General features: G+C 70.8%; 19 protein-coding genes and 2 pseudogenes. 16 read left to right on the top strand and 5 right to left on the bottom strand.

The window, feature by feature from the left end:
• Positions 1-121: 121 nt before the first annotated feature.
• The 5 genes from SGFS_RS49465 (at position 122) to SGFS_RS49445 (ending at position 6,835) form a co-directional block, all read left to right on the top strand.
• Positions 122-2,161 carry a bifunctional aldolase/short-chain dehydrogenase gene (locus SGFS_RS49465; RefSeq protein ID WP_286259346.1) on the top strand — a complete coding sequence of 680 codons (2,040 nt, stop codon included), beginning with the start codon at positions 122-124 and terminating at the stop codon, positions 2,159-2,161.
• Positions 2,158-3,600: a rhamnulokinase gene (locus SGFS_RS49460; RefSeq protein WP_286259345.1), complete on the top strand. Its 1,443-nt coding sequence runs from the start codon at positions 2,158-2,160 to the stop codon at positions 3,598-3,600. The genes SGFS_RS49465 and SGFS_RS49460 overlap by 4 nt, the downstream gene beginning before the upstream one ends.
• 345 nt (positions 3,601-3,945) lie before the next feature.
• Positions 3,946-4,701 carry a (Fe-S)-binding protein gene (locus SGFS_RS49455; RefSeq protein ID WP_286259344.1) on the top strand — a complete coding sequence of 252 codons (756 nt, stop codon included), beginning with the start codon at positions 3,946-3,948 and terminating at the stop codon, positions 4,699-4,701.
• On the top strand, positions 4,698-6,185 hold the full coding sequence (locus tag SGFS_RS49450) for a LutB/LldF family L-lactate oxidation iron-sulfur protein (RefSeq protein WP_286259343.1): 1,488 nt from the start codon (positions 4,698-4,700) through the stop codon (positions 6,183-6,185). The genes SGFS_RS49455 and SGFS_RS49450 overlap by 4 nt, the downstream gene beginning before the upstream one ends.
• On the top strand, positions 6,182-6,835 hold the full coding sequence (locus SGFS_RS49445) for a LutC/YkgG family protein (RefSeq protein WP_286259342.1): 654 nt from the start codon (positions 6,182-6,184) through the stop codon (positions 6,833-6,835). The genes SGFS_RS49450 and SGFS_RS49445 overlap by 4 nt, the downstream gene beginning before the upstream one ends.
• Positions 6,836-6,955: 120 nt before the next feature.
• On the opposite strand, the gene SGFS_RS49440 is transcribed toward SGFS_RS49445, so the two are convergent.
• Positions 6,956-7,444 (bottom strand): hypothetical protein, encoded by a 489-nt coding sequence (locus SGFS_RS49440; RefSeq protein ID WP_286259340.1) that lies wholly within the window; start codon positions 7,442-7,444, stop codon positions 6,956-6,958.
• Between the two features lie 227 nt (positions 7,445-7,671).
• Between SGFS_RS49440 and SGFS_RS49435 the strand changes: the two genes are divergently transcribed.
• A complete protein-coding gene (locus SGFS_RS49435) occupies positions 7,672-8,466 on the top strand; it encodes an SAM-dependent methyltransferase (RefSeq protein ID WP_286259339.1) in 795 nt (264 codons plus the stop codon).
• A gap of 12 nt (positions 8,467-8,478) precedes the next feature.
• Here SGFS_RS49435 and SGFS_RS49430 read toward each other — a convergent pair whose 3' ends face one another.
• Entirely contained in the window at positions 8,479-9,138 is a 660-nt protein-coding gene (locus SGFS_RS49430; RefSeq protein ID WP_286259338.1) for a UdgX family uracil-DNA binding protein, read from the bottom strand.
• A 286-nt stretch (positions 9,139-9,424) separates the two neighbouring features.
• Between SGFS_RS49430 and SGFS_RS49425 the strand changes: the two genes are divergently transcribed.
• The 6 genes and pseudogenes from SGFS_RS49425 (at position 9,425) to SGFS_RS49400 (ending at position 17,510) form a co-directional block, all read left to right on the top strand.
• Positions 9,425-11,395 carry a protein-arginine deiminase domain-containing protein gene (locus SGFS_RS49425; RefSeq protein WP_286259336.1) on the top strand — a complete coding sequence of 657 codons (1,971 nt, stop codon included), beginning with the start codon at positions 9,425-9,427 and terminating at the stop codon, positions 11,393-11,395.
• A 228-nt stretch (positions 11,396-11,623) separates the two neighbouring features.
• Positions 11,624-13,582, top strand: a complete 1,959-nt coding sequence (locus tag SGFS_RS49420; protein ID WP_286259335.1) for a PAS domain S-box protein — start codon at positions 11,624-11,626, stop codon at positions 13,580-13,582.
• A 31-nt stretch (positions 13,583-13,613) separates the two neighbouring features.
• Positions 13,614-13,797, top strand: a pseudogene (locus tag SGFS_RS49415) (polyphosphate kinase 2); the annotation flags it as partial.
• Positions 13,798-13,879: 82 nt separating this feature from the next.
• The gene (locus SGFS_RS49410; protein ID WP_286259334.1) at positions 13,880-15,001 is read left to right on the top strand and encodes a Rieske 2Fe-2S domain-containing protein; all 1,122 of its coding nucleotides are present in this window, start codon (positions 13,880-13,882) and stop codon (positions 14,999-15,001) included.
• A 123-nt stretch (positions 15,002-15,124) separates the two neighbouring features.
• A complete protein-coding gene (locus SGFS_RS49405; RefSeq protein ID WP_286259333.1) occupies positions 15,125-15,763 on the top strand; it encodes a TetR family transcriptional regulator in 639 nt (212 codons plus the stop codon).
• Positions 15,764-15,845: 82 nt separating this feature from the next.
• Positions 15,846-17,510 carry an MDR family MFS transporter gene (locus SGFS_RS49400; RefSeq protein WP_286259331.1) on the top strand — a complete coding sequence of 555 codons (1,665 nt, stop codon included), beginning with the start codon at positions 15,846-15,848 and terminating at the stop codon, positions 17,508-17,510.
• A gap of 198 nt (positions 17,511-17,708) precedes the next feature.
• Here SGFS_RS49400 and SGFS_RS49395 read toward each other — a convergent pair whose 3' ends face one another.
• The 3 genes and pseudogenes from SGFS_RS49395 to SGFS_RS49385 form a co-directional block, all read right to left on the bottom strand.
• Positions 17,709-19,088 carry an LCP family protein gene (locus SGFS_RS49395; protein ID WP_286259329.1) on the bottom strand — a complete coding sequence of 460 codons (1,380 nt, stop codon included), beginning with the start codon at positions 19,086-19,088 and terminating at the stop codon, positions 17,709-17,711.
• Positions 19,089-19,297: 209 nt separating this feature from the next.
• Positions 19,298-19,447: pseudogene (locus SGFS_RS49390) on the bottom strand (M56 family peptidase); the annotation flags it as partial.
• Positions 19,448-19,500: 53 nt separating this feature from the next.
• The gene (locus SGFS_RS49385; RefSeq protein ID WP_286259327.1) at positions 19,501-19,890 is read right to left on the bottom strand and encodes a BlaI/MecI/CopY family transcriptional regulator; all 390 of its coding nucleotides are present in this window, start codon (positions 19,888-19,890) and stop codon (positions 19,501-19,503) included.
• A gap of 242 nt (positions 19,891-20,132) precedes the next feature.
• On the opposite strand from SGFS_RS49385, the gene SGFS_RS49380 reads away from it, so the two are divergent.
• The 4 genes from SGFS_RS49380 to meaB all read left to right on the top strand — a co-directional run bounded on the left by SGFS_RS49380 (position 20,133) and on the right by meaB (position 25,444).
• Positions 20,133-20,393 carry a twin-arginine translocase TatA/TatE family subunit gene (locus SGFS_RS49380; RefSeq protein WP_286259325.1) on the top strand — a complete coding sequence of 87 codons (261 nt, stop codon included), beginning with the start codon at positions 20,133-20,135 and terminating at the stop codon, positions 20,391-20,393.
• A gap of 97 nt (positions 20,394-20,490) precedes the next feature.
• Positions 20,491-22,299, top strand: a complete 1,809-nt coding sequence (locus tag SGFS_RS49375) for a methylmalonyl-CoA mutase subunit beta (RefSeq protein ID WP_286259324.1) — start codon at positions 20,491-20,493, stop codon at positions 22,297-22,299.
• Entirely contained in the window at positions 22,299-24,473 is a 2,175-nt protein-coding gene (gene scpA / locus SGFS_RS49370; RefSeq protein ID WP_286259323.1) for a methylmalonyl-CoA mutase, read from the top strand. Before SGFS_RS49375 ends, scpA begins: the two co-directional genes overlap by 1 nt.
• Positions 24,470-25,444 (top strand): methylmalonyl Co-A mutase-associated GTPase MeaB, encoded by a 975-nt coding sequence (gene meaB, locus SGFS_RS49365; protein WP_286259322.1) that lies wholly within the window; start codon positions 24,470-24,472, stop codon positions 25,442-25,444. Before scpA ends, meaB begins: the two co-directional genes overlap by 4 nt.
• Positions 25,445-25,453: the final 9 nt, after the last annotated feature.

Below are 25,453 nucleotides of genomic sequence, written 5' to 3'. Positions count from 1 at the left end.
TCTGCCGGGTAACCGCCGGTTGCAGACTGCGGGCCGTTCGTGGCTGGTCGCGCAGTTCCCCGCGCCCCTGAAAACGGGGCGCGCCCCTTCGTAAGTACGTCACCGTAAGGATTGATCACGCATGGCTACCCACCCCGAAGCCGCCGCCCTTCTCGCCCGGTCCCGTCGGCTCGGTGCCGATGCCCGTAACACCAACTACGCCGGCGGCAACACGTCCGCCAAGGGCACCGACACCGATCCCGTCACCGGTGGCGATGTCGAGCTGATGTGGGTCAAGGGGTCCGGCGGTGACCTCGGGACGCTCACCGAGGCGGGGCTGGCCGTGTTGCGGCTGGACCGGATGCGGGCGCTCGTGGATGTGTACCCGGGGGTGGAGCGCGAGGACGAGATGGTCGCCGCGTTCGACTTCTGTCTGCACGGCAAGGGGGGCGCCGCTCCTTCCATCGACACCGCCATGCACGGGCTGGTGGACGCCGCCCACGTCGACCACCTCCACCCGGACTCCGGGATCGCGCTCGCCTGCGCCGCCGACGGGGAGAAGCTGACGGCCGAGTGCTTCGGCGACACCGTGGTGTGGGTGCCGTGGCGGCGGCCGGGCTTCCAGCTCGGGCTGGACATCGCGGCCGTCAAGCGGGAGAACCCGCAGGCCATCGGGTGTGTGCTGGGCGGACACGGAATCACCGCCTGGGGCGACACCGCCGAGGAGTGCGAGAAGAACTCGCTGCACATCATCCGTACCGCCGAGGCGTTCCTTCAGGAGAAGGGGAAGGCCGAGCCCTTCGGGGCCGTCGTCGAGGGGTACACGGCCCTCTCGGAGGCCGAGCGCCGTGAACGGGCCGCCGCTCTCGCTCCTCACATCCGTGCCATCGCCTCGCAGGACAAGCCGCAGGTCGGGCACTTCAACGACTCCGACGTGGTGCTGGAGTTCCTGGCGCGTGCCGAGCACCCTCGGCTCTCCGCCCTCGGGACCTCCTGCCCCGACCACTTCCTCCGGACGAAGGTACGGCCGCTCGTGCTGGACCTGCCGCCGGCCGCCGACCTGGACTCGGCGATCGCCCGGCTGAAGGAGCTGCACGCCGAGTACCGCGAGGAGTACGCCGCCTACTACCAGCGGCACGCCGAGCCCGACTCCCCCGCGATGCGCGGCGCCGACCCGGCGATCGTGCTGATCCCGGGCGTGGGCATGTTCAGCTTCGGCAAGGACAAGCAGACCGCCCGGGTGGCCGGTGAGTTCTACGTCAACGCGATCAATGTGATGCGGGGCGCCGAGGCGGTGTCGACATACGCGCCGATCGAGGAGTCGGAGAAGTTCCGGATCGAGTACTGGGCGCTGGAGGAGGCCAAGCTTCAGCGGATGCCCAAGCCGAAGCCGCTCGCCACGCGGGTCGCGCTGGTGACCGGTGCGGGAAGCGGGATCGGGAAGGCCATCGCGCATCGGCTGGTCGCCGAGGGCGCCTGTGTCGTCGTCGCCGATCTCAACGGTGAGAACGCCGCTTCCGTCGCCGAGGAGCTGGGCGGGGCCGACAAGGCCGTCGCGGTGACCGTCGATGTCACGGACGAGAACCAGATTTCCGAAGCGTTCAAGGCGGCCGCGCTCGCCTTCGGCGGCGTCGATCTCGTCGTCAACAACGCGGGAATCTCGATCTCCAAGCCGCTGCTGGAGACGTCCGCCAAGGACTGGGACCTGCAGCACGACATCATGGCCCGGGGTTCGTTCCTCGTCTCGCGCGAGGCGGCCCGGGTGATGATCGCGCAGCAGCTGGGCGGCGACATCGTCTACATCGCGTCGAAGAACGCCGTTTTCGCCGGGCCCAACAACATCGCGTACTCCGCCACCAAGGCCGACCAGGCCCACCAGGTGCGGCTGCTCGCCGCCGAACTTGGCGAGCACGGCATCCGGGTCAACGGTGTCAACCCCGACGGTGTGGTGCGCGGCTCCGGGATCTTCGCCGCGGGCTGGGGCGCTCAGCGTGCGGCCACCTACGGGATCGAGGAGGAGAAGCTCGGCGAGTTCTACGCCCAGCGGACCATCCTCAAGCGCGAGGTGCTGCCGGAGCACGTGGCGAACGCGGTGTTCGCGCTGACCGGCGGGGAGCTGACGCACACCACCGGTCTGCACGTCCCGGTCGACGCCGGCGTCGCCGCCGCCTTCCTCCGATGAGCACGGCCGTGAAGTCGTACGCGGCGGTCGACCTCGGCGCCTCCAGCGGGCGTGTCATGGTCGGCCGCGCGGGGCGGGACTCGCTGGAGCTCGTCGAGGCCCACAGGTTCCCCAACCGGCCGGTGCGGACCCCCGAGGGGCTGCGCTGGGATGTGCTCTCCCTGTACGCGGGGGTGCTCGACGGGCTGAAGGCCGCCGGTCAGGTCGACTCCGTCGGGATCGACAGCTGGGCCGTGGACTACGGGCTGCTGGACGCCGACGGGGCCCTGCTGGGCAACCCGGTGCACTACCGGGACACCCGTACCGAGGGGGTCGCGGAGAAGGTGTGGGCCACCGTGCCCGCGGCCGAGCTGTACGCGGCGACCGGGTTGCAGTACGCGCCCTTCAACACGCTGTACCAGTTGGTCGCCGCCCGGTCCTCCGCACAACTGGCGCATGCCGAACGGTTGTTGCTCATCCCGGATCTGCTGTCGTACTGGCTGACGGGTGAGTTCGGGACCGAGCTGACGAACGCCTCCACGACCCAGCTGATCGACCCCGGGACGCGCGACTGGTCGTACGACGTGGCGCAGCGGCTCGGGATCGATCTGAAGCTGTTCGCGCCGCTGCGGCGGCCCGGTGATCCGGCGGGACTGCTTCAGCAGCGGGTGCTGGAGGAGACCGGGCTGACCGGGCCGGTGCCGGTGACGACGGTCGGGTCGCACGACACGGCGTCGGCGATGGCGGCCGTCCCGGCCACCGGGGAGCGGTTCGCGTACATCTGCACCGGCACCTGGTCGCTGGCCGGCCTGGAGCTGGACGCTCCGGTGCTGACCGAGGCGAGCCGGGCCGCCAACTTCACCAATGAGCTGGGCCTCGACGACACGGTCCGCTATCTGCGGAACATCATGGGGCTGTGGCTGCTCCAGGAGTGCGTACGGGAGTGGGGGAACCCCGATCTCGGAGAGCTGCTGCGCGCGGCTGCCGGGGTGCTAGCGCTGCGGTCGGTCGTGGACGCCGGGGACTCGGCGTTCCTCGCGCCCGGCCGGATGCCGGAGCGGATCGCCGAGGCGTGCCGGAAGTCGGGGCAGCCGGTACCGGAGACGCCTGGTGAGGTCACCCGCTGCATCCTGGACTCGCTGGCCCTCGCCCACCGGCGGGCCGTCGCCGAGGCCCAGTCGCTCGCCGACCATCCCGTGGACGTCGTCCACATCGTCGGTGGCGGCACCCGCAACGCCCTGCTGTGCCAGCTGACCGCCGACGCCTGCGGACTGCCGGTGGTGGCGGGCCCCGCGGAGGCGGCGGCACTGGGCAACGTCCTCGTCCAGGCCCGTACCCACGGTCTGGTCGGGGACCGGGCCTCGATGCGGCGACTCCTCGCCCGTACCCAGCCGCTGGTGCGCTACGAGCCGCAGGGCGATGCGGCGGCCTGGCGTGCGGCCGAGGCCCGGCTCGCCTAGGGCGTGTTTCGAAAGTGGCGTCGTCCGCCCGGAGGGCGGGGCCCGCGGCGTCCGGTGCGGTGCATCGCAAGGCGGAGGGTCGTCCGCGTACTGGGCGTACGCGGACGACCCCGACAAGGCGGCGAGGTGCCGCACCAGACGCCGCGGGGCAGACGGGACTTTCGAAACACGCCCTAGCGGTGAGCCGGCACCACCCATGACCGGGGCCCCGCCCGTCGCTGCCCACACGCCGACCCGCGGGGCCCCACCCCCACACGTCTGTGCCTCTACGGCAGGCCTCTCTCCCTGTGCGCGTACGCCTGTCGTACCCTGCACTCATCCGATGACCGACCCCAAGGAGCTGCGATGCGTGTCGCCCTGTTCCTGACCTGTGTCAACGACACGCTCTATCCGGAAACCGGCCGCGCCGTGGTGAAATTGCTGACCAGGCTGGGCGTCGACGTCGACTTCCCGATGGGCCAGACGTGCTGCGGGCAGGCGCACTACAACACCGGTTACCGGCATGAGGCGGAGCCGTTGGCCCGGAAGTTCTCCGATGTCTTCCGGGAGTACGAGGCGATCGTGACCCCGTCCGGCTCCTGCGGGGCGATGGTGCGCGAGCTGTACCCGAGGATGGGTGAGCGGGCGCGGGCCGAGGGCCGGGGCGACACCCTGGCGCGGACGCTGGCGCCGGTCGTGCCGAAGACGTACGAGCTGACCGAGTTCCTGGTGGATGTGCTGGGGGTGACGGACGTCGGGGCGTACTACCCGCACAAGGTGACGTACCACCCGACCTGTCACGGTCTGCGCGGCCTGGGGCTGGGCGAGCGGCCGCGGCGGCTGCTCCAGGCCGTGAAGGGGCTGGAGCTGGTGGAGCTGCCCGGGGCCGACGAGTGCTGTGGCTTCGGTGGCACGTTCGCGCTGAAGAACGCAGATGTCTCGGCGGCGATGGGCGCCGACAAGGTGCGCAACGCCGAGTCGACGGGCGCCGAGGTGCTGTGCGCGGCCGACAACTCCTGCCTGATGCACATCGGCGGCACCATGGCCCGGCTGCGGACCGGGATGCGTCCGGTGCACATCGCCGAGATCCTGGCGAGCACGGAAGAGGAGCCGACGGTATGAGCGGGACGTATCTGGGAATGCCGGCGTTCCCCAAGGCCGCGCACGAGGCCGTGCACAATGCCACCCTGCGCGGGAATCTGCGTCACGCCACCCACACCATCCGTGGCAAGCGAGCCAAGGCCGTGGCCGAGATGTCCGACTGGGCGGAGCTGCGCGAGGCGGGCAAGCTGATCAAGGACCACACGCTGCGCCATCTGGACCGGTATCTGGTGCAGTTGGAGGAGTCGGTCACGGCGGCGGGCGGCACGGTCCACTGGGCCGTCGACGCCGACGAGGCCAACCGGATCGTGGCCGATCTGGTGAAGGCGACCGGTGAGACGGAGGTCGTCAAGGTCAAGTCGATGGCCACGCAGGAGATCGGGCTGAACGAGGCGCTGGAGGCCGAGGGCATCCACGCCTACGAGACCGATCTCGCCGAGCTGATCGTGCAGTTGGGCAAGGACCGCCCCTCGCACATCCTGGTCCCGGCCATCCATCGCAACCGGGGCGAGATCCGGGACATCTTCGCGCGGGAGATGAGCGAGTGGGGCCGCCCGGCCCCGGAGGGGCTGACCGACACGCCCGCCGAACTCGCCGAGGCCGCCCGTCTGCACCTCCGCGAGAAGTTCCTGCGGGCCAAGGTCGGCGTCTCCGGCGCCAACTTCATGGTCGCCGAGACGGGCACGCTGGTGGTCGTGGAGTCCGAGGGCAACGGCCGGATGTGCCTCACCCTCCCCGAGACCCTCATCTCGGTCGTCGGCATCGAGAAGATCGTGCCCACCTGGCAGGACCTGGAGGTCTTCCTCCAGACCCTCCCCCGCTCCTCCACGGCCGAACGCATGAACCCGTACACCTCGACCTGGACGGGCACGACGGACTCCGCCACCGCGGACGGACCGAGCGTCTTCCACCTGGTCCTCATCGACAACGGCCGCACCGACACGCTCGCCGACGAGGTCGGCCGTCAGGCCCTGCGCTGCATCCGCTGCTCGGCCTGCCTCAACGTCTGCCCGGTGTACGAGCGGGCGGGCGGCCACGCGTACGGCTCGGTCTATCCGGGCCCGATCGGCGCCATCCTCAGCCCTCAGCTCCGGGGCACGGCGAGCGAGGTCGACGCCTCGCTGCCGTACGCCTCGTCGCTGTGCGGCGCCTGCTACGAGGTGTGCCCGGTGGCCATCGACATCCCTGAGGTGCTGGTGCATCTGCGGGAGCGGGTCGTGCAGGGCGGCCCGGTCACGGAGAAGGGCAACAAGGTCGTGCTGAAGCCCGCGAAGGGCCATGCCGCCGAGCGGGCGGCGATGCGCGCGGCCCGCTGGGCGTTCAGCCACCCCGGCGCGCTGCGCACCGGGCAGCGGCTCGCGTCCCGCAGCCGCCGTCTCCATCCGCGCACGCTGCCCGGCCCGGGCAGGGCGTGGAGCGCGACCCGGGATCTGCCGACGGTGCCGGCGGAGCCGTTCCGCGACTGGTGGCAGCGGACGAACGGCGGAAAGGGGATGTCCAAGTGAGCAGCAGGGAGCTGATCCTGGGCCGGGTGCGGCGCGCCCTCGCCGACGTACAGCAGGACGACACGCCGTACGAACAGGCCGTTCCGCGCTCGTATCTGCGGGAGCACGGCGGGCTGGGCGTCGAGGAGACGGTGGAGCTGCTGGCCGAGAACCTGGCGGACTACCGGGCGATCGTGCACCGCACGGACACCGCCGGGCTGGCCGGTGTCATCGCCGGGATGCTCGCCGCGCACGGCTCCGAGTCGGTGCTCGTGCCACCGGGGCTGCCCGAGGAGTGGCTCGGCGTGACCGAGGTGCCCCGGGTCCACGACAGTGCCGCGAGCACGGCGCATGAGCTGGACCGCGTCGACAGTGTGATCACCGGCTGCGCGATCGCCATCGCCGAGACCGGCACGATCGTGCTGGACGGCTCCCCCGACCAGGGGCGCCGCCGGATCACGCTCGTGCCGGACCACCACATCTGTGTCGTACGGGTCCCGGAGCAGGTCGTCTCGTCCGTCCCGCAGGCCCTAGAACGGCTCGATCCGACCCGCCCGTTGACCTGGATCTCCGGCCCGTCCGCCACGAGTGACATCGAGTTGGACCGGGTGGAGGGGGTGCACGGGCCCCGGACGCTGGAGGTCGTCCTGGTGACCGCGAGCGAGGACTAGGGGACTTGTGGATCTCCGCCGCGGAGATCCATCACAAGGCCCTGGGGCCAGTCGTTCGGATCACGCCGACTTCGGGCTGCGGCCCTGCGGCCCGGGCGTGACTCGAACGACAGGCCACAGCTAGGGCTTGGTCTTCCTCGCGGTGGCCTCGCGGCCCAGCAGGCCGTACGCCCAGCGTTCGTTGAAGCCGGCGACGAAGCCGACCGCGCACCAGAAGCCCCAGAAGTCGGTGCCGTCGCCGGGGCATCCGTTCGCCGCGCAGATGTCGGCCGGGGTGGCGGGCAGGGCGAGTACGCCGACGTGTCTGTCAGCCGGTGAGTCGGTGAGTCGTGGGTCCCGAAGCACCGTGCGCAGCACACACCCGATCGTGAGTCTCAGCGCCCTTCTCGTTCTCGCCTCGAAGGCGCGCTGTGATGCGCTGTACAGCACCTGGAGCCGGAGCAGCTGCTCGGGAAACGCGTCGCCGAGCTGTGTGTAGAGCCGCTCGTACTTCTCCGGGACGAGGTCGATCAGGCTTCGGGGCCGCGACCCGGCCTCCGTGCCCTCTTCCTCGTCCGGCCTCCTCCCCTTGCGCCACCACCACGGGCGGCTTCCCCCGTTGTCCCCCATGAAGAAGATGTACCGGTGTCGGTCCGCGCCCGGTAGGTGGGCGACCGCACCAGTACGGTCCGGTTCCTCGCGGAATCGTCACTTCGACCAGGACCGGCGTACGAAGATCCCGGCGTGCGGCCGGATCTCGATGGTGCGCGGTGGTCCGAACAACCATCCGCTGATCATGTACGCGGCGATCTTGTTAGGTTGTGTGGCCGCTGCACCCATCAACTCGGGGAGTTTCCATGCCACATGACCGCCCGTTGATCAACAGTTCCGTGCCGCACTCATCCCGGATCTGGAACTACTGGCTCGGCGGCAAGGACTGCTACGAGATCGACCGGCAGGTCGGTGACGCGATCCGCGCGGCGAACCCCCAGATCGTCGACATCGCCCGCGCCCAACGGGCGTTCCTGCGCCGCACGGTCACGGACCTGGCGGCCGAGGCCGGCTTACGTCAGTTCCTCGACATAGGCACCGGACTGCCCACGCTGGACAACACGCACGAGGTGGCCCAGCGTGTCGCGCGCGAGGCGCGGATCGTCTACGTCGATCACGACCCGATCGTCCTGGCCCACGCCTCGGCGCTGCTGAGCAGTGCTCCCGAGGGCGCGACCGACTTCATCGCGGCCGATCTGCGCGACCCGGACACCATCGTCGAGGGCGCCGCCCGCACACTGGACCTGACCCGTCCCGTCGGGCTCATGCTGCTCGGGATCACCGCCCATGTGCCGGACGACAGCGTGTACGGGATCGTCGCCCGGCTGCTGGACGCCCTCCCCTCGGGCAGCCATCTGGTGCTCTGCGACAGCACCGAGGTGTACCGGCCGGAGGCGATGCGCACGATGGTCGAGCAGTGGAACGAGGCGAGCGACAATCCGCGCGTCAACCGCTCCCCCGAGGGGCTCGCCCGTTTCTTCGACGGCCTTGAGCTGCTGGAGCCGGGGCTGGTCCCGGTCGCCCGGTGGCGGGCGGAGCGGGGCGGTGCGGACGAGCCGTGGGACGTGGACTGTTTCGGGGCGGTGGCCCGCAAGCCGTGAGCCTTCGACGTCCTACTTCCTGCCCAGAGCTTCGGCAGCCACCTCCAGGTCCGCGACCAGACCCGCGTACGCGCCCTCCCGGTCGTCGGCGCGCAGTACGGCGGAGGGGTGCAGGGTGGCCACGACGTACGGCTGCTCGTCCTTCCCTTCAACGGGCAGGCTGAGGAGGGCGCCGCGGTCCTTGGTCACCCGGAAGGAGCTGCCCAGCAGTGCCTTGCCCGCGGTCGCGCCGAGGGCCACCACGATCTCGGGCCGCACCAGGTCGAGTTCGGCGAGCAGCCAGGGGCGGCAGGCGGCGACCTCACGCAGCTCGGGTGCCTTGTGGATACGGCGTTTGCCGCCGCCGGGCCGGACGAACTTGAAGTGCTTGACCGCGTTGGTCACATACGCCGCGTCCATGTCGATCCCGGCCTCCTCCGCCGCCTGCCGCAGCAGCCGCCCGGCCGGTCCGACGAAGGGCTCGCCCTGCTTGTCCTCCTGGTCGCCGGGCTGTTCCCCGACGAGGACGAGCCGCGCGGACTCGGCGCCCTCGCCGAAGACCGTCTGGGTCGCGTTCTCATAGAGGGGGCAGCCCCGGCAGTCGGCGGCCGCACGCCGGTACGCGGCGAGGCCGCCACGGCTCGGCAGGTACGGTGACGCGTCGTAGGCCCGGGCGTCGTTCGCGGGACTCATCACCCGGTCATCGTGACTCGGCTCGCGCCGCACCGCCCGCCACGGTCGGCCATCCGGGCCCCCCGGCTGACGCCCCCTCACTCATGGTCCCACAAGGGGAAACCTGTTCCCTACCGCATCCGCGTCGCCCTCTCCGTCACCCTGCGGGGTGATCCGTGACCACGCCTTTCGATCGATCCCGTGAGGCCTCGTCAGACCCCGGAACGAACTCGGATGCCACAGGGAACGCACAGCTCTCTCTTCCCCTCTTGCACGGTGACACACCCCCCTCTGAGAAAGGGACGCCGTGCGCACACGTACGCGTATACGTCCGACCCCCGCCGGTTCGGCGATCCTCGCGCTCGCCGCAGCCGGTTCCGTGCTGGCCACCCCGCTCACTCCCGCCGTCGCCGCGCCCGCGGCGACGGCCGATCTGCGTGCGGATGTGAACCGGGACGGACAGGTCGACGTCTCCGGCGGCACCGACACGGCCGGTGAGGACAGCTGGTCCGTCGGGCGCGGAGCGGTCTATCTGCCCAACATCGACGACGACACCAAGCGCTGCAAGTCCACCGGCCCCAAGGGCAAGCCGCTGTCCGACGCCAAGCTGGCCGCCTGCAACGACGCCTCCGACACCAAGGTCAACGGCGCCGCCGACGCCGCGGACCTCGCCCGGGTCCGCACGGTGCCGCTGCCGAAGCTTGCGGCCGGCGCCACGGGCAGCGTCAAGGTCACCACGGGCGCCGAGCACACCCGGGTCTTCCTCAAGCGCTCCGGGAAGTGGGTCCTCGTCACGGCCAGGACGCGGCTGACCGCAGGCGAGTTGCGCGCGGGCGCGGAGTTCGGTGTCGAGGCCACCGACGTGATCCGGGACAGCGCCAAGTGGGACGGCCGTGCGGTGATCCGTCTGACCGTGAAGTCCGGCAGTACGGCCACGTCGGACACGGTCACGCTGCGCGTCGCCCCGCTGCTCACCCATCACCCGCTGCAGAAGGCCCAGCAGGTGATGGTCACCAAGGTGCCCGGCAAACAGCCCGCCGACGACCCGTTCCGGCAGTTCGTCAAGAACCTGGACAAGGAGGTGAAGAGTGCCGGCATCACCAAGCCGCTCATCACCTTCGACAAGTACAGCGACATCTGGGCGCAGGACTTCGTCGAGCCCGGCTATGTGAGCATGACCGGGCCGGACGGGCGCAGCCATGTGATGCGGGTGCTGCTGCGCTCGGACCAGAAGGACCGCGAGGCGGGCCGTGAGCTGTTCGAGAAGCTGCGCGGCAAGAACGTCGGTGTCGTCCAGGCCTTCAAGTACAAGCCGGACGACTGGACGCTCAACTCCATGGGCAACATGGAGACCATCCCGCCCTACGCGCACGGCGGCCGCTCGTTCCCGGCCGGGCGGATCATCCAGGGCTACCGCAAGGACACCGGGCAGAAGCCGTCGAAGTCGGTACGCACCCTGTTCAAGTCCCAGGGCCTCCAGGACCCGCTGCTGCTGGACACGTCCTGGCTGAGCGTCGGTCACGTCGACGAGTTCGTGCAGTTCCTGCCCGCCGACACCCCGCGCGGCTGGCGGATCGGTGTCGCCGACCCCGAGGCCGGGCTGCGGCTGCTGAAGGACGCCCAGCGTGACGGGCACGGCAAGAAGCGGATGTTCTCGGTCCCGGACAGCGAGGAATTCCTGGCGCCGAAGGAGACCATCGACGAGGCGCTCGGCTCCAAGTACCTGGTGGCCGACAACACCATGGCGGCCAAGCGCATCGCGGCCAACCTCGAGATCCTCAAGCGGGAGACGGGCGTCACCGACGACGAGATCGTCCGGGTGCCCGCGCTGTACACCCGTGACACCGAGCCGGTGGGCGAAAGCCAGGGCATCCCGATGCCGCGCCTGAGCCGGATGGGCGGCGGTGCGCCCCTGGGCGACACGATCGGGAAGTACGGCCAGCAGCAGTGGCTCACGGACGGTGAGAAGGGGACCGACGGGAAGACGCCCTCACCCGCACCGAAGCGCCCGATCATGACCAGCGCCTATGTCCCAGGCGCCGTCAACGGCATCCTGCTCGCCCGCGACCGCTACCTCGCCCCGCGCCAGTGGGGTCCCGTCATCGGCGGCAAGGACATCTTCACCGAGGCCGTCACCGCCGCGTACACACGGGCCGGGCTGAAGGTGTCGTACATCGACGACTGGTACACGTACCACCTGGGCATGGGCGAGGTGCACTGCGGCACCAACGCCCTGCGCGACGCTTCGGCGGCCTGGTGGCAGGGCCCGGCGCAGTGATCCACGGCACCGCCGTCGTCGGCACCGCCGCCGTCCGGACGGTGCGCCTCTGAACCGTGCGCCCGGGGCCACCGCGCCCCGGGCGGCACTCATCGTGCATGTCCACCCGCACTTCGAAGGAGTTCGGCCGGGGAACGGACAGTAAGCGACATTGCCCAGCGGTGGCGGCGGCAATGGACTGGGATGTCCCCGAATCGTCGCAGCCGTCCGGACAGCGCAGGGGTGGGCATGGGTGACACAGTTGCCGTGGAGTCGGTGCCGTCGGCGGGCACGGTGGAGACGTGCACGTGCGGTGGCGCGGGACGGGCCGGCGCGCCGGGGTCGGCCGAGGAGCGGTTCCGGGGGCTGCTGGAGGCGGCGCCGGACGCCATGGTCATCGTCGACGACACCGGGACCATCAAGCTCGTCAACGCGCAGACCGAGGCCCTGTTCGGCTACCGGCGCGAGGAACTCCTCGGCCGTCCCGTCGAGTTGCTGATCCCCCACCGCTTCCGCGGCCATCACACCGGGCACCGCGGCGGCTACACCGCCAACCGCCAGGTGCGGCCGATGGGCGCCGGGCTCGAACTGCACGGGCTACGGGGGGACGGCACCGAGTTCCCCGTCGAGATCAGTCTCAGCCCGCTGGAGACCGCCGACGGGCTGCTCGTCTCCGCCGCCGTCCGCGACGTCAGCGACCGCAAGGCCGCCGAGGCCCGGATCAACGAACTCGCCGCGCTCGTCGAGTCGTCGCAGGACGCGATCCTCGCCAAGACCCTCGACGGGTACATCACGTACTGGAACGCCGCCGCCCAGCGGCTCTACGGCTACACCGCCGAGGAGGTCATAGGCCGGCACGTGTCGCTGCTGTCGCCCGTCGAACTCCAGGACGACATCAGCGTGCTGCTGGAGCGGCTGCGCCACGGCGAGAAGGTCGAGCACTTCGAGACGCTGCGGGTCACGAGGACCGGCGGGCTGCTCGACGTCGACGTCACCCTCTGGCCGACCCGGGACACCGACGGCAAGGTCGTCGGCGCCTGCGCCATCGTCCGGGACATCAGCGACCGCAAGCGCGCGGAGGCCGAGCTCACCGCGTTGCTGGGACAGCAGCGGCACATCGCGCTCACCCTCCAGCGCAGTCTCATGGGCACCCCGCCCGCCATCCCGGGCCTCGCCACCGCCAGCCGCTACCGGCCCGCGACCCAGGGCGCCGGCGTGGGCGGCGACTGGTTCGACCTGATCCCGCTGGGCGCCGGCCGGGTCGGTGTCCTCATCGGCGACGTCATGGGCCGCGGTCTCGAAGCCGCCGCCGTCATGGGCCAGTTGCGCTCGGCGGCCCACGCGCTCGCCAAGACCGGTATGCAGCCCCGCCAGCTGATGCAGGCCCTCGACACCTGCGTCGCCGACCTCGACGTCCCCGACCAGCTCGTCACCTGCTGCTATCTGACCATCGCCCCCGACACCGGCACCGTGACCGCCTGCTCCGCCGGCCATCTGCCGACCCTGGTCGCGGCCCCCGGCGAGGGGATCAGGAGCCTTCCCGTGCCGGTGAACGCGCCGCTCGGCGTCGGCGGCGTCCTGTACGAGCAGTCGTCGTCGGCCGTCCCGCCCGGAGCCACGCTCATTCTCTACACCGACGGCCTCATCGAGACCCCCGGCCGGGACATCGAGGAGCGGGTCGACGAACTGATTTCGGTGCTGGACGACTTCTTCTCCGACCCGCCCTGTCTGGAAGCGGCCGCCGACCATGTGCTCGCCGGTCTGCTGCCCGATCCCGACAGCCACAACGACGACGTCACCCTGCTGTTCGCCCGGCTGCCGGCCGCGCCGCCCGCCGCCATCAGCACCGACCTGCCCGCCGTCCCGTCCTCCGTGCCCGAGGGGCGCGCCTTCCTCAACAAGGCCCTGGCCCTCTGGGACTGCGCCGACAAGGCCGACGAGGCGCTCCTGCTGCTCTCCGAGACCCTCACCAACGCCGTCCAGCACGCCGAGGGCCCCATCGTCGTGCATCTGTGCCGCACCACCACCGACCTGACCATCGAGGTCAGCGACCACAGCTCCCACCTCCCCCAGCCCCGCTCGGCGGGCGAGGACGAGGAGTCGGGCCGCGGCCTGCTGCTCGTCCGCACCCTCGCCGACAACTGGGGCGTACGACCGACGGACGAGGGCAAGACGACGTGGTTCACGCTGAAGTTGCGAGCGGGCTGAAGCGGTGCCCCGTCTTCGAGCGGATGCCGGGGTGGAGAGCGACGACAAGCGCCGGGCCCGGCCCGAACATGATCGCCCATCTGCTGGACTCCGTGCCGTACCACGAGGTCCCGCCAGCCGTGCTGGGGCTGCCGGAGCGTCCGCCGTCAGCCGACTACCAGCGCCCGCCGCGCAATCCGCGGACCTACGTCCCCTACCACGCGGCGGGCCTCTGAGCGCTCGGCCCCGGGTGCGGGCGACCTCGTGGAAACTCTCACGGGGCGCTCCAAGAAGCGGAACCGCCGCTAGCATCTACGCATGCCTTTATGTCGCAGTCATGACAAACTCGCCGCCCTGCCTCGCGATCCCCGCGCCGACGAGTATCCGATGCCGTCCGTCCCGTACGGCTGGTACGCGGTGCTCCGCAGCCGTGAACTGCGACCGGGCAAGGTCGTCAGCCTGCACTACTTCGGGCGGGCGCTCATCGCCTTCCGCGGTGCCGACGGCCGGCCGGCCGTACGGGACGCGCACTGCCCGCACTACGGCGCCCATCTCGGCGCGGGCGGGAAGGTCGTGGACGGCACGGTGGAGTGCCCGTTCCACGGCTGGCGCTTCGGTGCCGACGGCCGCTGCGTGGAGGCCCCGTTCGCGGCCCGCACCCCCAAGGTCTCGCTCGGCGGGTTCCCGGTCCGCGAGCACAGCGGGCTCGTCTTCGTCTACGCCGGGCCGGGCGAGCCGTCGTGGGAGGTGCCGGAGATCCCCGAGACGGGCTCGAAGGACTTCGCCGCACCCATCGACGACACCTGCCGGGCGCGGATCCACATCCAGGAGATGCGCGAGAACATCGTCGACGAGTCCCACTTCCACTTCATCCACGGCCAGAGCGAACCGCCCGTCCAGGAGTGGCGGGCGGACGGCCCGTTCGCCGAGGCCCGCGGCCGGATCTCCCGCCGCGTCCTCGGCTGGGTGATCGACAACACCTTCGACGCGTTCATGTACGGGCCCGGCGTCATGGTGGTGCGTACCCACGGCCCCGTCCTGTCGGTGACCGCCGTCGCCCTCAGCACTCCCGTCGACGACCGCACCAGCGAACTGCGGATGCTGTACTACATCCGCAAACCGGCCCGGCTGCCGTTTCTGACGCCCCTGGCCAAGCTCGTCTTCCGCATGGAGGCCCTGGACGAGGTGCGCGAGGAGGTCGAGATCTGGGACCACAAGATCCATCAGGCGCGTCCCGTCCTGCTGCCGCACGAGAAGGGCATCAAGGCGCTGCGCCGCTGGTACGCGCAGTTCTATCCGTCCGACCTTCCCGTCCATCCGTCCGACCTTCCCGCCCATCCGGGCGACCTTCCCGCCCATCCGGGCGACCTTCCCGCCCATCCGGGCGACCTTCCCGCCCATCCGGGCGACCTCTCCGCCGCCACAGCCACCCGCGACTGAGGGTTCGCCCCAGCCCCAGCAGGGGCGACGCGTCGGCCTCATGGTTCGACGCGTCGCCCCTTTTGCGCTCTCCGTACTCCTTGCGCGGCTCGCAAACTTTGCAGAGTGTGCAAGAATTTCCCCATGGCTTCCACGGGTGAGGGTCTGCGCGACCGCAGGCGCCGAGAGACACGGCGCGAGATCCATACGGCCGCACTGCGCCTGGCGCAGGAACACGGCTACGACAAGGTCACCGTCGACATGATCAGCGCGCAGGCCGGGGTCTCGCCCCGCACGTTCTTCAACTACTTCCCGAGCAAAGAGGCAGCCGTCCTGCCGGGCCCCACCGAACTGCCCCCGGCACTGGCCGCCGAGTTCACCGCGAAGGGCGACGCGCATCCCCGGGATGTACTCGCCGACGTGACCCGGCTGCTCGTACGGAATCTGACCGAGAATCCGCCGCACCGCGCGGAGACCCACGCCGTCTTCGCGCTGACGCGCAGTCACCCCGCCCTGCTGGCCGGGCTGCTGGCCCGGTTCGACGGTTTCCAGCGGTCGATCGCCGAGGCGGTCGCGGGGCGGCTCGGGCAGCGCGCCGAGGACGAGGTGCCGACCCTGATCGCCGCGCTCGCCCTGACGGCGGTGCGCACCGGCATGGAGCGCTGGGTGGGCGAGGAGTCCTCGCACGAGGGCGAGGGTGGGGGCGAGGGTGGGGGTGAGGACTCCCCGGTCCCGTACGTCGAGCGCTCCGCGGAACTCCTGCGCACTCTCCTCACCCCGTGACACCGGACCCCGGGCAACGCTCCGCCCGACATCTCCCCCACTTCTCCCTCTTCTTCTCCCTCTTCGACATCAGGAGCCCCGTGTGAGCGACACGACCCCGGCCGTGGAGGCGGAGGAGCAGAACTCCTCCGGCGCTCCGCGCCATTTCGGCCTCATATTCTCGGCCCTCATGGCCGCGATGCTGCTCGCGTCGCTGGACCAGACGATCGTCAGCACAGCGCTGCCGACCATCGTCGGTGAGCTGCACGGCGTGAGCCATCTGGCCTGGGTGACCACCGCGTACATCCTGGCGGCCACCATCGCCATGCCCGTCTACGGCCGCCTCGGCGATCTCCTCGGCCGCAAGGCGCTGTTCCTCGGCGGTATCGCCGTCTTCCTCGCCGGTTCCGTGATCGCCGGGGCCGCGCAGGACATGACCTGGCTCATCATCGGCCGGGCCGTGCAGGGGCTGGGCGGCGGCGGACTGATGATCACCTCGCAGGCGATCATCGCCGATCTCGTCCCGCCCCGTCAGCGCGCCAAGTACATGGCCCCCATCGGTGCCGTCTTCGGCCTCTCCTCCGTCGCCGGGCCGCTGCTCGGCGGCTGGTTCACCGACGGCATCGGCTGGCGCTGGGCCTTCTGGATCAACCTGCCCGTCGGCGCCATGGCCCTCGTGATCGGTACGTTCGCCCTGCGTCTGCCCCGCAGGGCGACCGGCGTCGCCCTCGACTACCTCGGCTTCGCCCTCATGGCGACCGCCGTGACCTGCACCGTCCTGGTGGCCGACTGGGGCGGCACCGACTACGGCTGGTCCGACCCGGTCATCCTCGGCCTGGCCGGCGGCGGCGTGCTGGCCTGGGTGCTCTTCTTCGTCTCCCAGAACCGTGCCGCGGAGCCGCTCATCCCGCCGTGGCTGTTCCACAGCCGGATCTTCAACATCGCCACGCTGATCGGTCTGCTCGTCATCGGCATCGGCATGTTCGCGATGATCGGCTATCTGCCGACGTATCTGCAGATGGTGTACGGCGTGAGTGCCACCGAGTCCGGGTTGCTGCTGATCCCCATGGTCGTCGGCATCATGGGTACGGCCATCCCGTCCGGACGTCTGATCAGCACCACCGGCCGGTACAAGATCTTCCCGATCGCCGGCACGGTCGTCGTCGGTGTCGCCGCGCTGCTGATGTCCACGCTGGACACCGAGACCTCGCTCGTCGTGCTCTGCGTCTATGTGTTCCTGCTGGGCGCCGGTCTCGGCCTGGCGATGCAGCCCCTGGTGCTGGCCGTGCAGAACGACTTCCCCCGCTCCGCCGTGGGCACCGCGACCTCCGCCAACAACTTCTTCCGCGAGATCGGCGCCACCCTCGGCAGCGCGGCCGTCGGCGCGGTGTTCACCCACCGGCTGGCCGACCAGTTGGAGAACCGTCTCACCGCCGATGCCGCGAGGACGGTCGGCAACACCGACGCGCTCACGCCCGCCCTGGTCCACTCCCTCCCGGAGAAGGTCCAGGACACGGTGATCCTCTCCTACCAGCACGCCCTGACCCCCGTGTTCCGCTATCTGCTCCCGGTGTTCGCCCTCGGCCTGGTCCTGGCCCTCCTCCTCCCGGAGAAGAAGCTCGCCGACGACCACCGCCCCGCTCCGGACACCGACACCGACACCGACACCGAGCCCGGCACCGACTCTGTCGCGGCGGCCGGGGAGCCCGGGGAGCCCGGGGAGAGTGGTCCGGAGGATGCCAAGGCAACGGCGCTGACCGGGAACTGAGCCGCCGGGAGCAGCCGGGCGAGGAAGAGGAGGGGTGACGGGGTGGGGCGGGCGGGGAGAGTCGTCGGCCAAGCGGATTTCGAACGTGGCGAACCCGAGCGGCTGCCCCGCCTCACCCTCGGCCCGTGACCCAGGAGCGGGGTCCCGGGCCCCGGCGAGCGCAAACTCGGCGACGGTCAGGAGCGGTCGCCCCCGCGGTCACCGCAGGTCGTCGAGGTCCAGGTCCGTCCCGACGACCAGGGTCACCACGCCCGCGGCGGCGTCCGCGGTCTGCGCGGCCTTGGTGTCGGGAAGCCGTGAGACCAGCACCTTCGCCTGCTTGTCCAGGCCCTGCGGGTAGGCGACCGTCGTGTCGTCACTGGTCTGCGGCGCGTTGCCGGTGCTCGTGACGGTGAAGCCGGCCTCGCGCAGCTTCTCGGCGACGGCGGCGGCTCGTCCTGTGACTCCGGTGCCGTTGAGGACCTGGACGCGCACGTCGGACGCGTACACCAGGTCGTTCTTGGCCCGCGCCTGCAGCTGCTTCTTGTCGACCTCCTGGTCCTTGGAGAGGGAGGTGAACAGATCGGCGGCCTGCGGGTACTGCCAGACGATGTTGGCCCTGTCTGTGGGTACGTCCGCCTCGCGCGGGTAGTTGGGGACGGTCAGGAAGGTCAGCCGTTCGCTCGGGACGCCCTTGACCTCGGAGGCGAGGTCGTACAGCTGGTCGATGCCGGCGAGGTCCTCGTCCGTGGTCAGGGACTTGGTGGCGGACTGCATGAAGCCGTACAGCGCGCTCGGATCGGCGAGTTTGGACTGGGCCTTCTTCGCCAGGGCCTCCATGAACTCCTGCTGGCGGCCGATGCGTCCGATGTCGGAGCCGTCACCGACGCTGTAGCGGGTCCGTACATAGCCGAGGGCCTTCTCGTCCTTGACCGTCTGGCAGCCGGCCTCCAGGTCGAGGCGGGCCTTCTCGTCGTGGATCGCCTCCTCGGGGCAGACCTCGATGCCGTCCAGGGCGTTGACCATGCCCTTGAAGCCCTGGAAGTCGACGGACATGAAGTGGTCTATGCGCAGGCCGGTGTTGTCCTCGACCGTCCTGATCGTGCACGCGGCGGCCCCGGCGACCTCACCGCCGGCGCCGCCGATCGCGAACGCCTCGTTGATCTTCGCGTGGTGCAGTCCGGACGCCGTGCCGTCGCCCTTGTCGCACGCCGATATCTCGACCCACGAGTCACGCGGGAACGACACCACGGTCGCCCACTCCCGGTTCGCCGGGATGTGCATCACCATCAGCGTGTCCGACTGCATGGTGGTCAGGTCCTTGCCGTACTTCGCGTTGGCGCCGTCGCGACTGTCCGAGCCCACGACGAGGATGTTCTTCGAGCCGGGGCTGAGGTTCACGGGACGGTCCGTGCCGAGCTTGCCGTCGACGTCGGCGGAGGTGATGTTGTCGTCCAGGTCGTTGTACACCCAGGCGCCCACGCCTCCGACGCCGAGGACGAGCACCGCGCAACTCCCCGCGACCCACGCCACTATCCTGCCCCGCCGCGTCAGCCGCGTCGAACCGCCCCCGGCGCGCCGCCTTCCGTTGCCGCTCATCGGCGTTCCCCCCGCCTCGGCCGCACCCGACCGGTCCGTCGCTTGTGCTGTCCGGCAGCTGTGCGTACCGGACCACTGGACTCTACATCTATGTAGATATACGGATGAGTAGCGGGTTCTGCTCAGTGCCAGGTGCCGCGGGCCCTCACCAGCCCTTTCTCATACGCGCGTTCGGCACAGATCCGCGACCACGCGGGACTTCACCGTGACAGAGCCGCGCTCACCACCACACGGCCACGGCGGCCACCGGGCAGCGCGTACGCGTACGGCGTCTCGTCCGGCAGTACGGCCACCTCGGCGCCCGGCAGCCCCGCCAGGGCGCGGCGGGCGCGGCGGGCGCGGCGCACCCTCCCGTGCCGCGCGCGGCCGTCATGAGGGCCAGCGGCGGAAAGACGAACACCCTCATCGGGCCTCAGTCTTCCCCTTCGCTCTTCGTCCGCCCCAGCAGTTCTCTCAGCAGCCGCTCGTCGTCCGGTTCGAGGGAGGTGACGAAGCTGACGAGCACCGCCTCGCGGTCGCTCTGTCCGTCGAGCACCTTGCGCATCTTGTGCGCGGCCAGGCCCGCCTGGTCCGAGGCCGGGGTCCACACGAAGGACCGGCCCGCGCGTTCGCGGGTCACGGCGCCCTTGCCCAGCAGCCGGGTGAGGATCGTGATCACCGTCGTATAGGCGAGATCCCCGCCCAGGTGTTCCTGCACCCATCCCGCGCTGGCGGGGCCGTCCGCCTCGCGGAGGGCGGACAGGACGAGTGCCTCCAGCTCCCCCTGGCCCCGCCGCGGGACGCGTTGCCGCTGGTCCGTCACGCCTTGTCTCCTATCGGCCGCCCCCGCGTTCGCGGGCGGTTCATCGTATGGGCGCCCCTCCCACAGCATCTACGTCAAGGTGAACCCCGCGGGCTCACCCGCCGGGATCGAGCGGATCGTCCTCCCGGTCTCCATCCGCGCCGTACCCTCCTCCGTACCCTCCACGCCGTACCCTCCACGGCACCGCCCCTCGACACGCCCGGCCGGTCCCGGCCAGGGCCGGACAGAAGAACAGGACCCGTATGTTCGGACTGAGTGAACTCGCGATCATCCTCGTCGTCGTGATAGCCGCCCTCGCCGCCAAGAAGCTGCCCGACCTGGCCCGTTCGGCGGGCAAGTCGGCCCGCATCCTCAAGGCCGAGGCCCGCGGTACAAAGGAGGAGGACAGGGCCGGCGCGGATGAGAACACCACACCGCGGGTGATCCGGGGCGAGACCGTCACCCGCCATGACAACACCGGCGCGGGCCGGCCTCCCGCGCCGGGCTCGGCCCCGCGGCCGTAGTACGTGACCCGCTCGGGATTCAAGGTCATCATGGCGAGGGCAAGGTCACAGCCGTGCCCTCTCCTGCTCCTTTGCACATCTGGCCTAGCATCCGAGCATGACGGTCCTGCCTGACGACGGGCTTGAGCTGGCGGCCGAGTTCCCTGACGCGACCCATGACCAGTGGCAACGCCTCATCGCGGGCGTACTGCGCAAGTCGGGCAAGGACGTCGAGGGTGCTCAGGCCGAGGAAGCCCTGTCCACCGCGCTGGAGGACGGGCTGCGCACCCGACCTCTGTACACCGCGCACGACATCGCGCACCCTCCCGGCTTCCCCGGCTTCGCCCCCTTCGTAAGAGGAGGCCGGGCCGAGGGGAACACGGTGGGCGGCTGGGACGTACGCCAGCGGCACACCGCGGCCGACGGCGACGCGGTGCTCGCGGACCTGGAGAACGGCGTCACCTCTCTGTGGCTCGCGATCGGCGAGCTCGGCATTCCGGTGTCGTCGCTCGGCCGGGTCCTCGACGGCGTCTACCTCGATCTCGCGCCGGTCGTCCTGGACGCGGGCTCCGAAGTCGAGCCCGCCGCACGGGAGCTGCTGCGGCTGTACGCGGAGCGGGGCGTCGCCAAGGACGCGGCGCGCGGCAACCTCGGTGCGGACCCCCTCGGACACGAGGCACGCACCGGACAGACGTACGACCTCGCTCCCGTGGCCGGTCTCGCGCGGCTGTGCGCCGAGGAGTACCCGGGGCTGCGGGCGCTGACCGTGGACGCGCTGCCGTACCACGAGGCGGGCGGCTCGGCGGCCCAGGAGTTGGGTGCCTCGCTGGCGACGGCGGTGGCGTACCTGCGGGAGCTGACCGAGGCGGGACTGAGCGTGCGTCAGGCGTGCGCCCAGCTGGAGTTCCGGTACGCGGCCACCGCCGACCAGTTCCTGACGATCGCCAAGCTGCGCGCGGCGCGCCGGCTGTGGGCCCGGGTCGCCGAGGTGTGCGGGGCGCCCGCCGCCGGTGCGCAGGCGCAGCACGCGGTGACCTCGTCGGTGATGATGACGCGCCGCGACCCGTGGGTGAACATGCTGCGGACGACCATCGCCACGCTGGCCGCGGGGGCGGGCGGGGCCGACTCGGTCACCGTGCTGCCCTTCGACCACGCGCTCGGGCTGCCGGACGGGTTCGCGCGGCGCATCGCCCGCAACACCTCGACGATCCTCATCGAGGAGTCCCACCTCTCCCGGGTGATCGACCCGGCGGGCGGCTCCTGGTACGTGGAGCGGCTCACGGACGAACTCGCCCACGCGGGCTGGGAGTTCTTCCAGGAGATCGAGCGCGCGGGCGGCCAGGCCGCCGCCCTGCGTTCCGGGACCGTACGGGAGCGACTCGCCGAGACCTGGACGGCCCGCAGCGCGAAGCTCGCCAAGCGGCGCGAACCGATCACCGGCGTCAGCGAGTTCCCGCACCTGGCCGAGACTCCTGTCGTGCGCGAGAGCGCGCCCGAGCCGCCGTCCGGCGGTCTGCCCCGGGTCCGCCGTGACGAGGCGTACGAGGCGCTGCGGGCCCGTTCCGACACCCACCTCGCCGCGACCGGCGCCCGGCCGCGCGTGTACCTGGCCGCGATCGGCCCCGCCGCCGCCCACACGGCCCGTACGACCTTCGCGGCCAATCTCTTCCAGGCCGGCGGCATCGAACCCGTCACCGAGGGCACGTTCGAGGACAGCGGTGCCGCCGAGGTCTGTCTGTGTTCGAGTGACGCCCTGTACGAGGAGCAGGCGGAGGCCGAGGCCGCGCGGCTGAGGTCGGCGGGCGCCTCGCATGTGTTCCTCGCCGGCCGCCCCGGCTCGTACGCCGGGGTCGACGGTCATGTCTTCGCGGGCTGTGACGCCGTGTCCGTCCTGTCCGCCACCCTCGACCGCATGGGAGTGTCCTGATGGGAATCCCCGACTTCTCCGGGATCGAGCTGGGTTCCCCGTCCGTCGACGGCGGCGCCGACGAGTGGCGTACGGCGGTCAAGAAGGCGGCCGCCGGTGACGACCTGCTGTGGGAGACCCCGGAAGGCATCCCGGTCAAGCCGCTCTACACCGGGCAGGACCTTGAGGGCCTGGACTTCCTGGGCACCTACCCGGGCGTCGCGCCGTATCTGCGCGGCCCGTACCCGACGATGTACGTCAACCAGCCCTGGACGATCCGCCAGTACGCGGGCTTCTCCACCGCCGAGGAGTCCAACGCGTTCTACCGGCGCAATCTGGCGGCCGGTCAGAAGGGCCTGTCCGTCGCCTTCGACCTGCCGACCCACCGGGGCTACGACAGCGACCACCCGCGGGTGACGGGTGACGTCGGCATGGCGGGTGTGGCGATCGACTCGATTCTCGACATGCGCCAGCTGTTCGACGGCATCCCGCTGGACAGGATGACCGTGTCGATGACGATGAACGGCGCGGTACTGCCCGTGCTCGCCCTGTACATCGTGGCGGCCGAGGAGCAGGGCGTATCGGCGGAGAAGCTGGCGGGGACCATCCAGAACGACATTCTCAAGGAGTTCATGGTCCGCAACACCTACATCTATCCGCCGAAGCCGTCGATGCGGATCATCTCCGACATCTTCGCCTTCACCTCGCAGCGGATGCCCCGCTACAACTCCATCTCGATCTCCGGCTATCACATCCAGGAGGCGGGTGCGACGGCCGATCTGGAGCTGGCGTACACGCTGGCGGACGGCGTGGAGTACATCCGGGCGGGCCGTGAGGCGGGCCTGGACGTGGACGCGTTCGCCCCCCGGCTGTCGTTCTTCTGGGCGATCGGCATGAACTTCTTCATGGAGGTCGCCAAGCTGCGCGCGGCCCGCCTGCTGTGGGCGAAGCTGGTCAGGCAGTTCGACCCGAAGAACAGCAAGTCCCTCTCCCTGCGCACCCATTCGCAGACGTCCGGCTGGTCGCTGACCGCGCAGGACGTGTTCAACAACGTGACGCGTACGTGTGTGGAGGCGATGGCGGCCACCCAGGGCCACACCCAGTCGCTGCACACCAACGCCCTCGACGAGGCGCTGGCCCTGCCCACCGACTTCTCGGCGCGCATCGCCCGCAACACGCAGCTGCTGATCCAACAGGAGTCCGGCACGACCCGGGTCATCGACCCGTGGGGCGGCAGCGCCTATGTGGAGAAGCTGACGTACGACCTGGCCCGCCGTGCGTGGCAGCACATCCAGGAGGTCGAGCAGGCGGGCGGCATGGCAAAGGCCATCGACGCGGGCATCCCCAAGCTTCGCATCGAGGAGGCCGCGGCCCGCACCCAGGCCCGGATCGACTCGGGGCGGCAGCCGGTCATCGGCGTCAACAAGTACCGCGTGGAGACCGACGAGCAGATCGACGTCCTCAAGGTCGACAACTCCTCGGTCCGCACCCAGCAGATCGAGAAGCTGCGCCGGCTGCGCGCGGACCGCGACGAGCAGGCGTGCCAGGCCTCGCTGGACGCGCTCACCCGGGCCGCCGGGGGCGAGGGCAACCTGCTGGAGCTGGCGGTGAACGCGGCCCGCGCCAAGGCCACCGTCGGGGAGATCTCCGACGCCCTGGAGAAGGTGTACGGGCGGCACGCGAGCCAGATCCGTACGATCTCCGGCGTGTACCGCAACGAAGCCGGCGAGTCCCCGAACGTGGACCGCACCCGCACCCTGGTGGACGCCTTCGCGGAGGCCGAGGGGCGCCGCCCGCGCATCCTGGTCGCCAAGATGGGCCAGGACGGCCACGACCGCGGCCAGAAGGTGATCGCCACCGCCTTCGCCGACCTCGGCTTCGACGTGGACGTCGGCCCGCTGTTCCAGACGCCGGGCGAGGTGGCCCGCCAGGCCGTCGAGGCGGATGTGCACATCGTCGGGGTGTCGTCGCTGGCGGCCGGCCACCTCACCCTCGTACCGGCGCTGCGCGAGCAGCTGGCCGAGGAGGGACGCGAGGACATCATGATCGTGGTCGGTGGGGTCATCCCGCCGCAGGACGTGCCCACGCTCCTTCAGATGGGCGCTGCGGCCGTGTTCCCGCCCGGGACGGTGATCCCGGACGCCGCACATGACCTGGTGACACGGCTGTCGGCCGATCTCGGGCACGACCTGTGATCGATGTCGACGCGTATGTGAAGGGCGTGCTCGACGGGAAGCGGGCGGTCATCGCCCGCGCCATCACCCTCGTCGAGTCCACCCGCCCCCAGCACCGGGCGTCGGCACAGGAGTTGCTGACCGAGCTGCTGCCGCACAGCGGTCGGGCGCGGCGGATCGGGGTCAGCGGGGTGCCGGGGGTCGGCAAGTCGACGTTCATCGATGCCTTCGGCACGCTGCTGACCTCGCTCGGACACCGGGTGGCGGTGCTCGCCGTCGACCCTTCGTCCAGCCGTACGGGCGGCTCGATCCTCGGTGACAAGACGCGCATGGAACGCCTGGCCGTCGACCCGGCGGCCTTCGTACGGCCCTCCCCCACGGCCGGGACGCTCGGCGGGGTCGCCAAGGCCACCCGTGAGTCGATCGTGGTGATGGAGGCGGCGGGCTACGACGTGGTGCTGGTGGAGACGGTCGGCGTCGGCCAGTCCGAGACGGCCGTCGCGAACATGGTCGACTCGTTTCTGCTGTTGACGCTGGCCCGCACCGGCGACCAGCTCCAGGGCATCAAGAAGGGCGTCCTGGAGCTGGCCGATGTGATCGCCGTCAACAAGGCGGACGGCCCGCACGAGCGGGACGCGCGGGCGGCGGCGCGTGAACTGGCGGGCGCCCTGCGACTGATGCACGGCAAGGACGCGGCCTGGACGCCGCCGGTGCTGAGCTGCAGCGCCCGCGAGTCGACTGGCCTGGACACCGTGTGGGAACGCCTGGAACAGCACCGCTCGCTCCTCGACTCCACGGGCCGGCTCGCCGCCAAGCGCCGGGACCAGCAGGTCGACTGGACCTGGGGCATGGTCCGCGACGAACTCCTGCGCCGGCTGCACGCCGATCCGGCGGTACGGTCTCTCGCGCCCGCTCTGGAACAGCGGGTCAGGGACGGCGAGTTGACGGCGACGCTGGCCGCCGAGCGCATTCTTGAGGCGTTCAGGGACTGACAAGGGGAC

This window comes from Streptomyces graminofaciens (genome assembly GCF_030294945.1).
Taxonomy (GTDB): Bacteria; Actinomycetota; Actinomycetes; order Streptomycetales; family Streptomycetaceae; genus Streptomyces; species Streptomyces graminofaciens.
This window is presented reverse-complemented; position numbering and strand designations above follow the sequence as displayed.

What these genes read in the sequence shown, in the direction of transcription:
- SGFS_RS49465 (WP_286259346.1), top strand. Translation starts at nt 122, where the DNA reads ATGGCTACCCACCCCGAAGCCGCCGCCCTTCTCGCCCGGTCCCGTCGG.
- SGFS_RS49460 (WP_286259345.1), top strand. Translation starts at nt 2,158, where the DNA reads ATGAGCACGGCCGTGAAGTCGTACGCGGCGGTCGACCTCGGCGCCTCC.
- SGFS_RS49455 (WP_286259344.1), top strand. Translation starts at nt 3,946, where the DNA reads ATGCGTGTCGCCCTGTTCCTGACCTGTGTCAACGACACGCTCTATCCG.
- SGFS_RS49450 (WP_286259343.1), top strand. Translation starts at nt 4,698, where the DNA reads ATGAGCGGGACGTATCTGGGAATGCCGGCGTTCCCCAAGGCCGCGCAC.
- SGFS_RS49440 (WP_286259340.1), bottom strand. Translation starts at nt 7,444, where the DNA reads ATGGGGGACAACGGGGGAAGCCGCCCGTGGTGGTGGCGCAAGGGGAGG.
- SGFS_RS49435 (WP_286259339.1), top strand. Translation starts at nt 7,672, where the DNA reads ATGCCACATGACCGCCCGTTGATCAACAGTTCCGTGCCGCACTCATCC.
- SGFS_RS49430 (WP_286259338.1), bottom strand. Translation starts at nt 9,138, where the DNA reads ATGAGTCCCGCGAACGACGCCCGGGCCTACGACGCGTCACCGTACCTG.
- SGFS_RS49420 (WP_286259335.1), top strand. Translation starts at nt 11,624, where the DNA reads ATGGGTGACACAGTTGCCGTGGAGTCGGTGCCGTCGGCGGGCACGGTG.
- SGFS_RS49410 (WP_286259334.1), top strand. Translation starts at nt 13,880, where the DNA reads ATGCCTTTATGTCGCAGTCATGACAAACTCGCCGCCCTGCCTCGCGAT.
- SGFS_RS49405 (WP_286259333.1), top strand. Translation starts at nt 15,125, where the DNA reads ATGGCTTCCACGGGTGAGGGTCTGCGCGACCGCAGGCGCCGAGAGACA.
- SGFS_RS49395 (WP_286259329.1), bottom strand. Translation starts at nt 19,088, where the DNA reads ATGAGCGGCAACGGAAGGCGGCGCGCCGGGGGCGGTTCGACGCGGCTG.
- SGFS_RS49380 (WP_286259325.1), top strand. Translation starts at nt 20,133, where the DNA reads ATGTTCGGACTGAGTGAACTCGCGATCATCCTCGTCGTCGTGATAGCC.
- SGFS_RS49375 (WP_286259324.1), top strand. Translation starts at nt 20,491, where the DNA reads ATGACGGTCCTGCCTGACGACGGGCTTGAGCTGGCGGCCGAGTTCCCT.
- scpA (WP_286259323.1), top strand. Translation starts at nt 22,299, where the DNA reads ATGGGAATCCCCGACTTCTCCGGGATCGAGCTGGGTTCCCCGTCCGTC.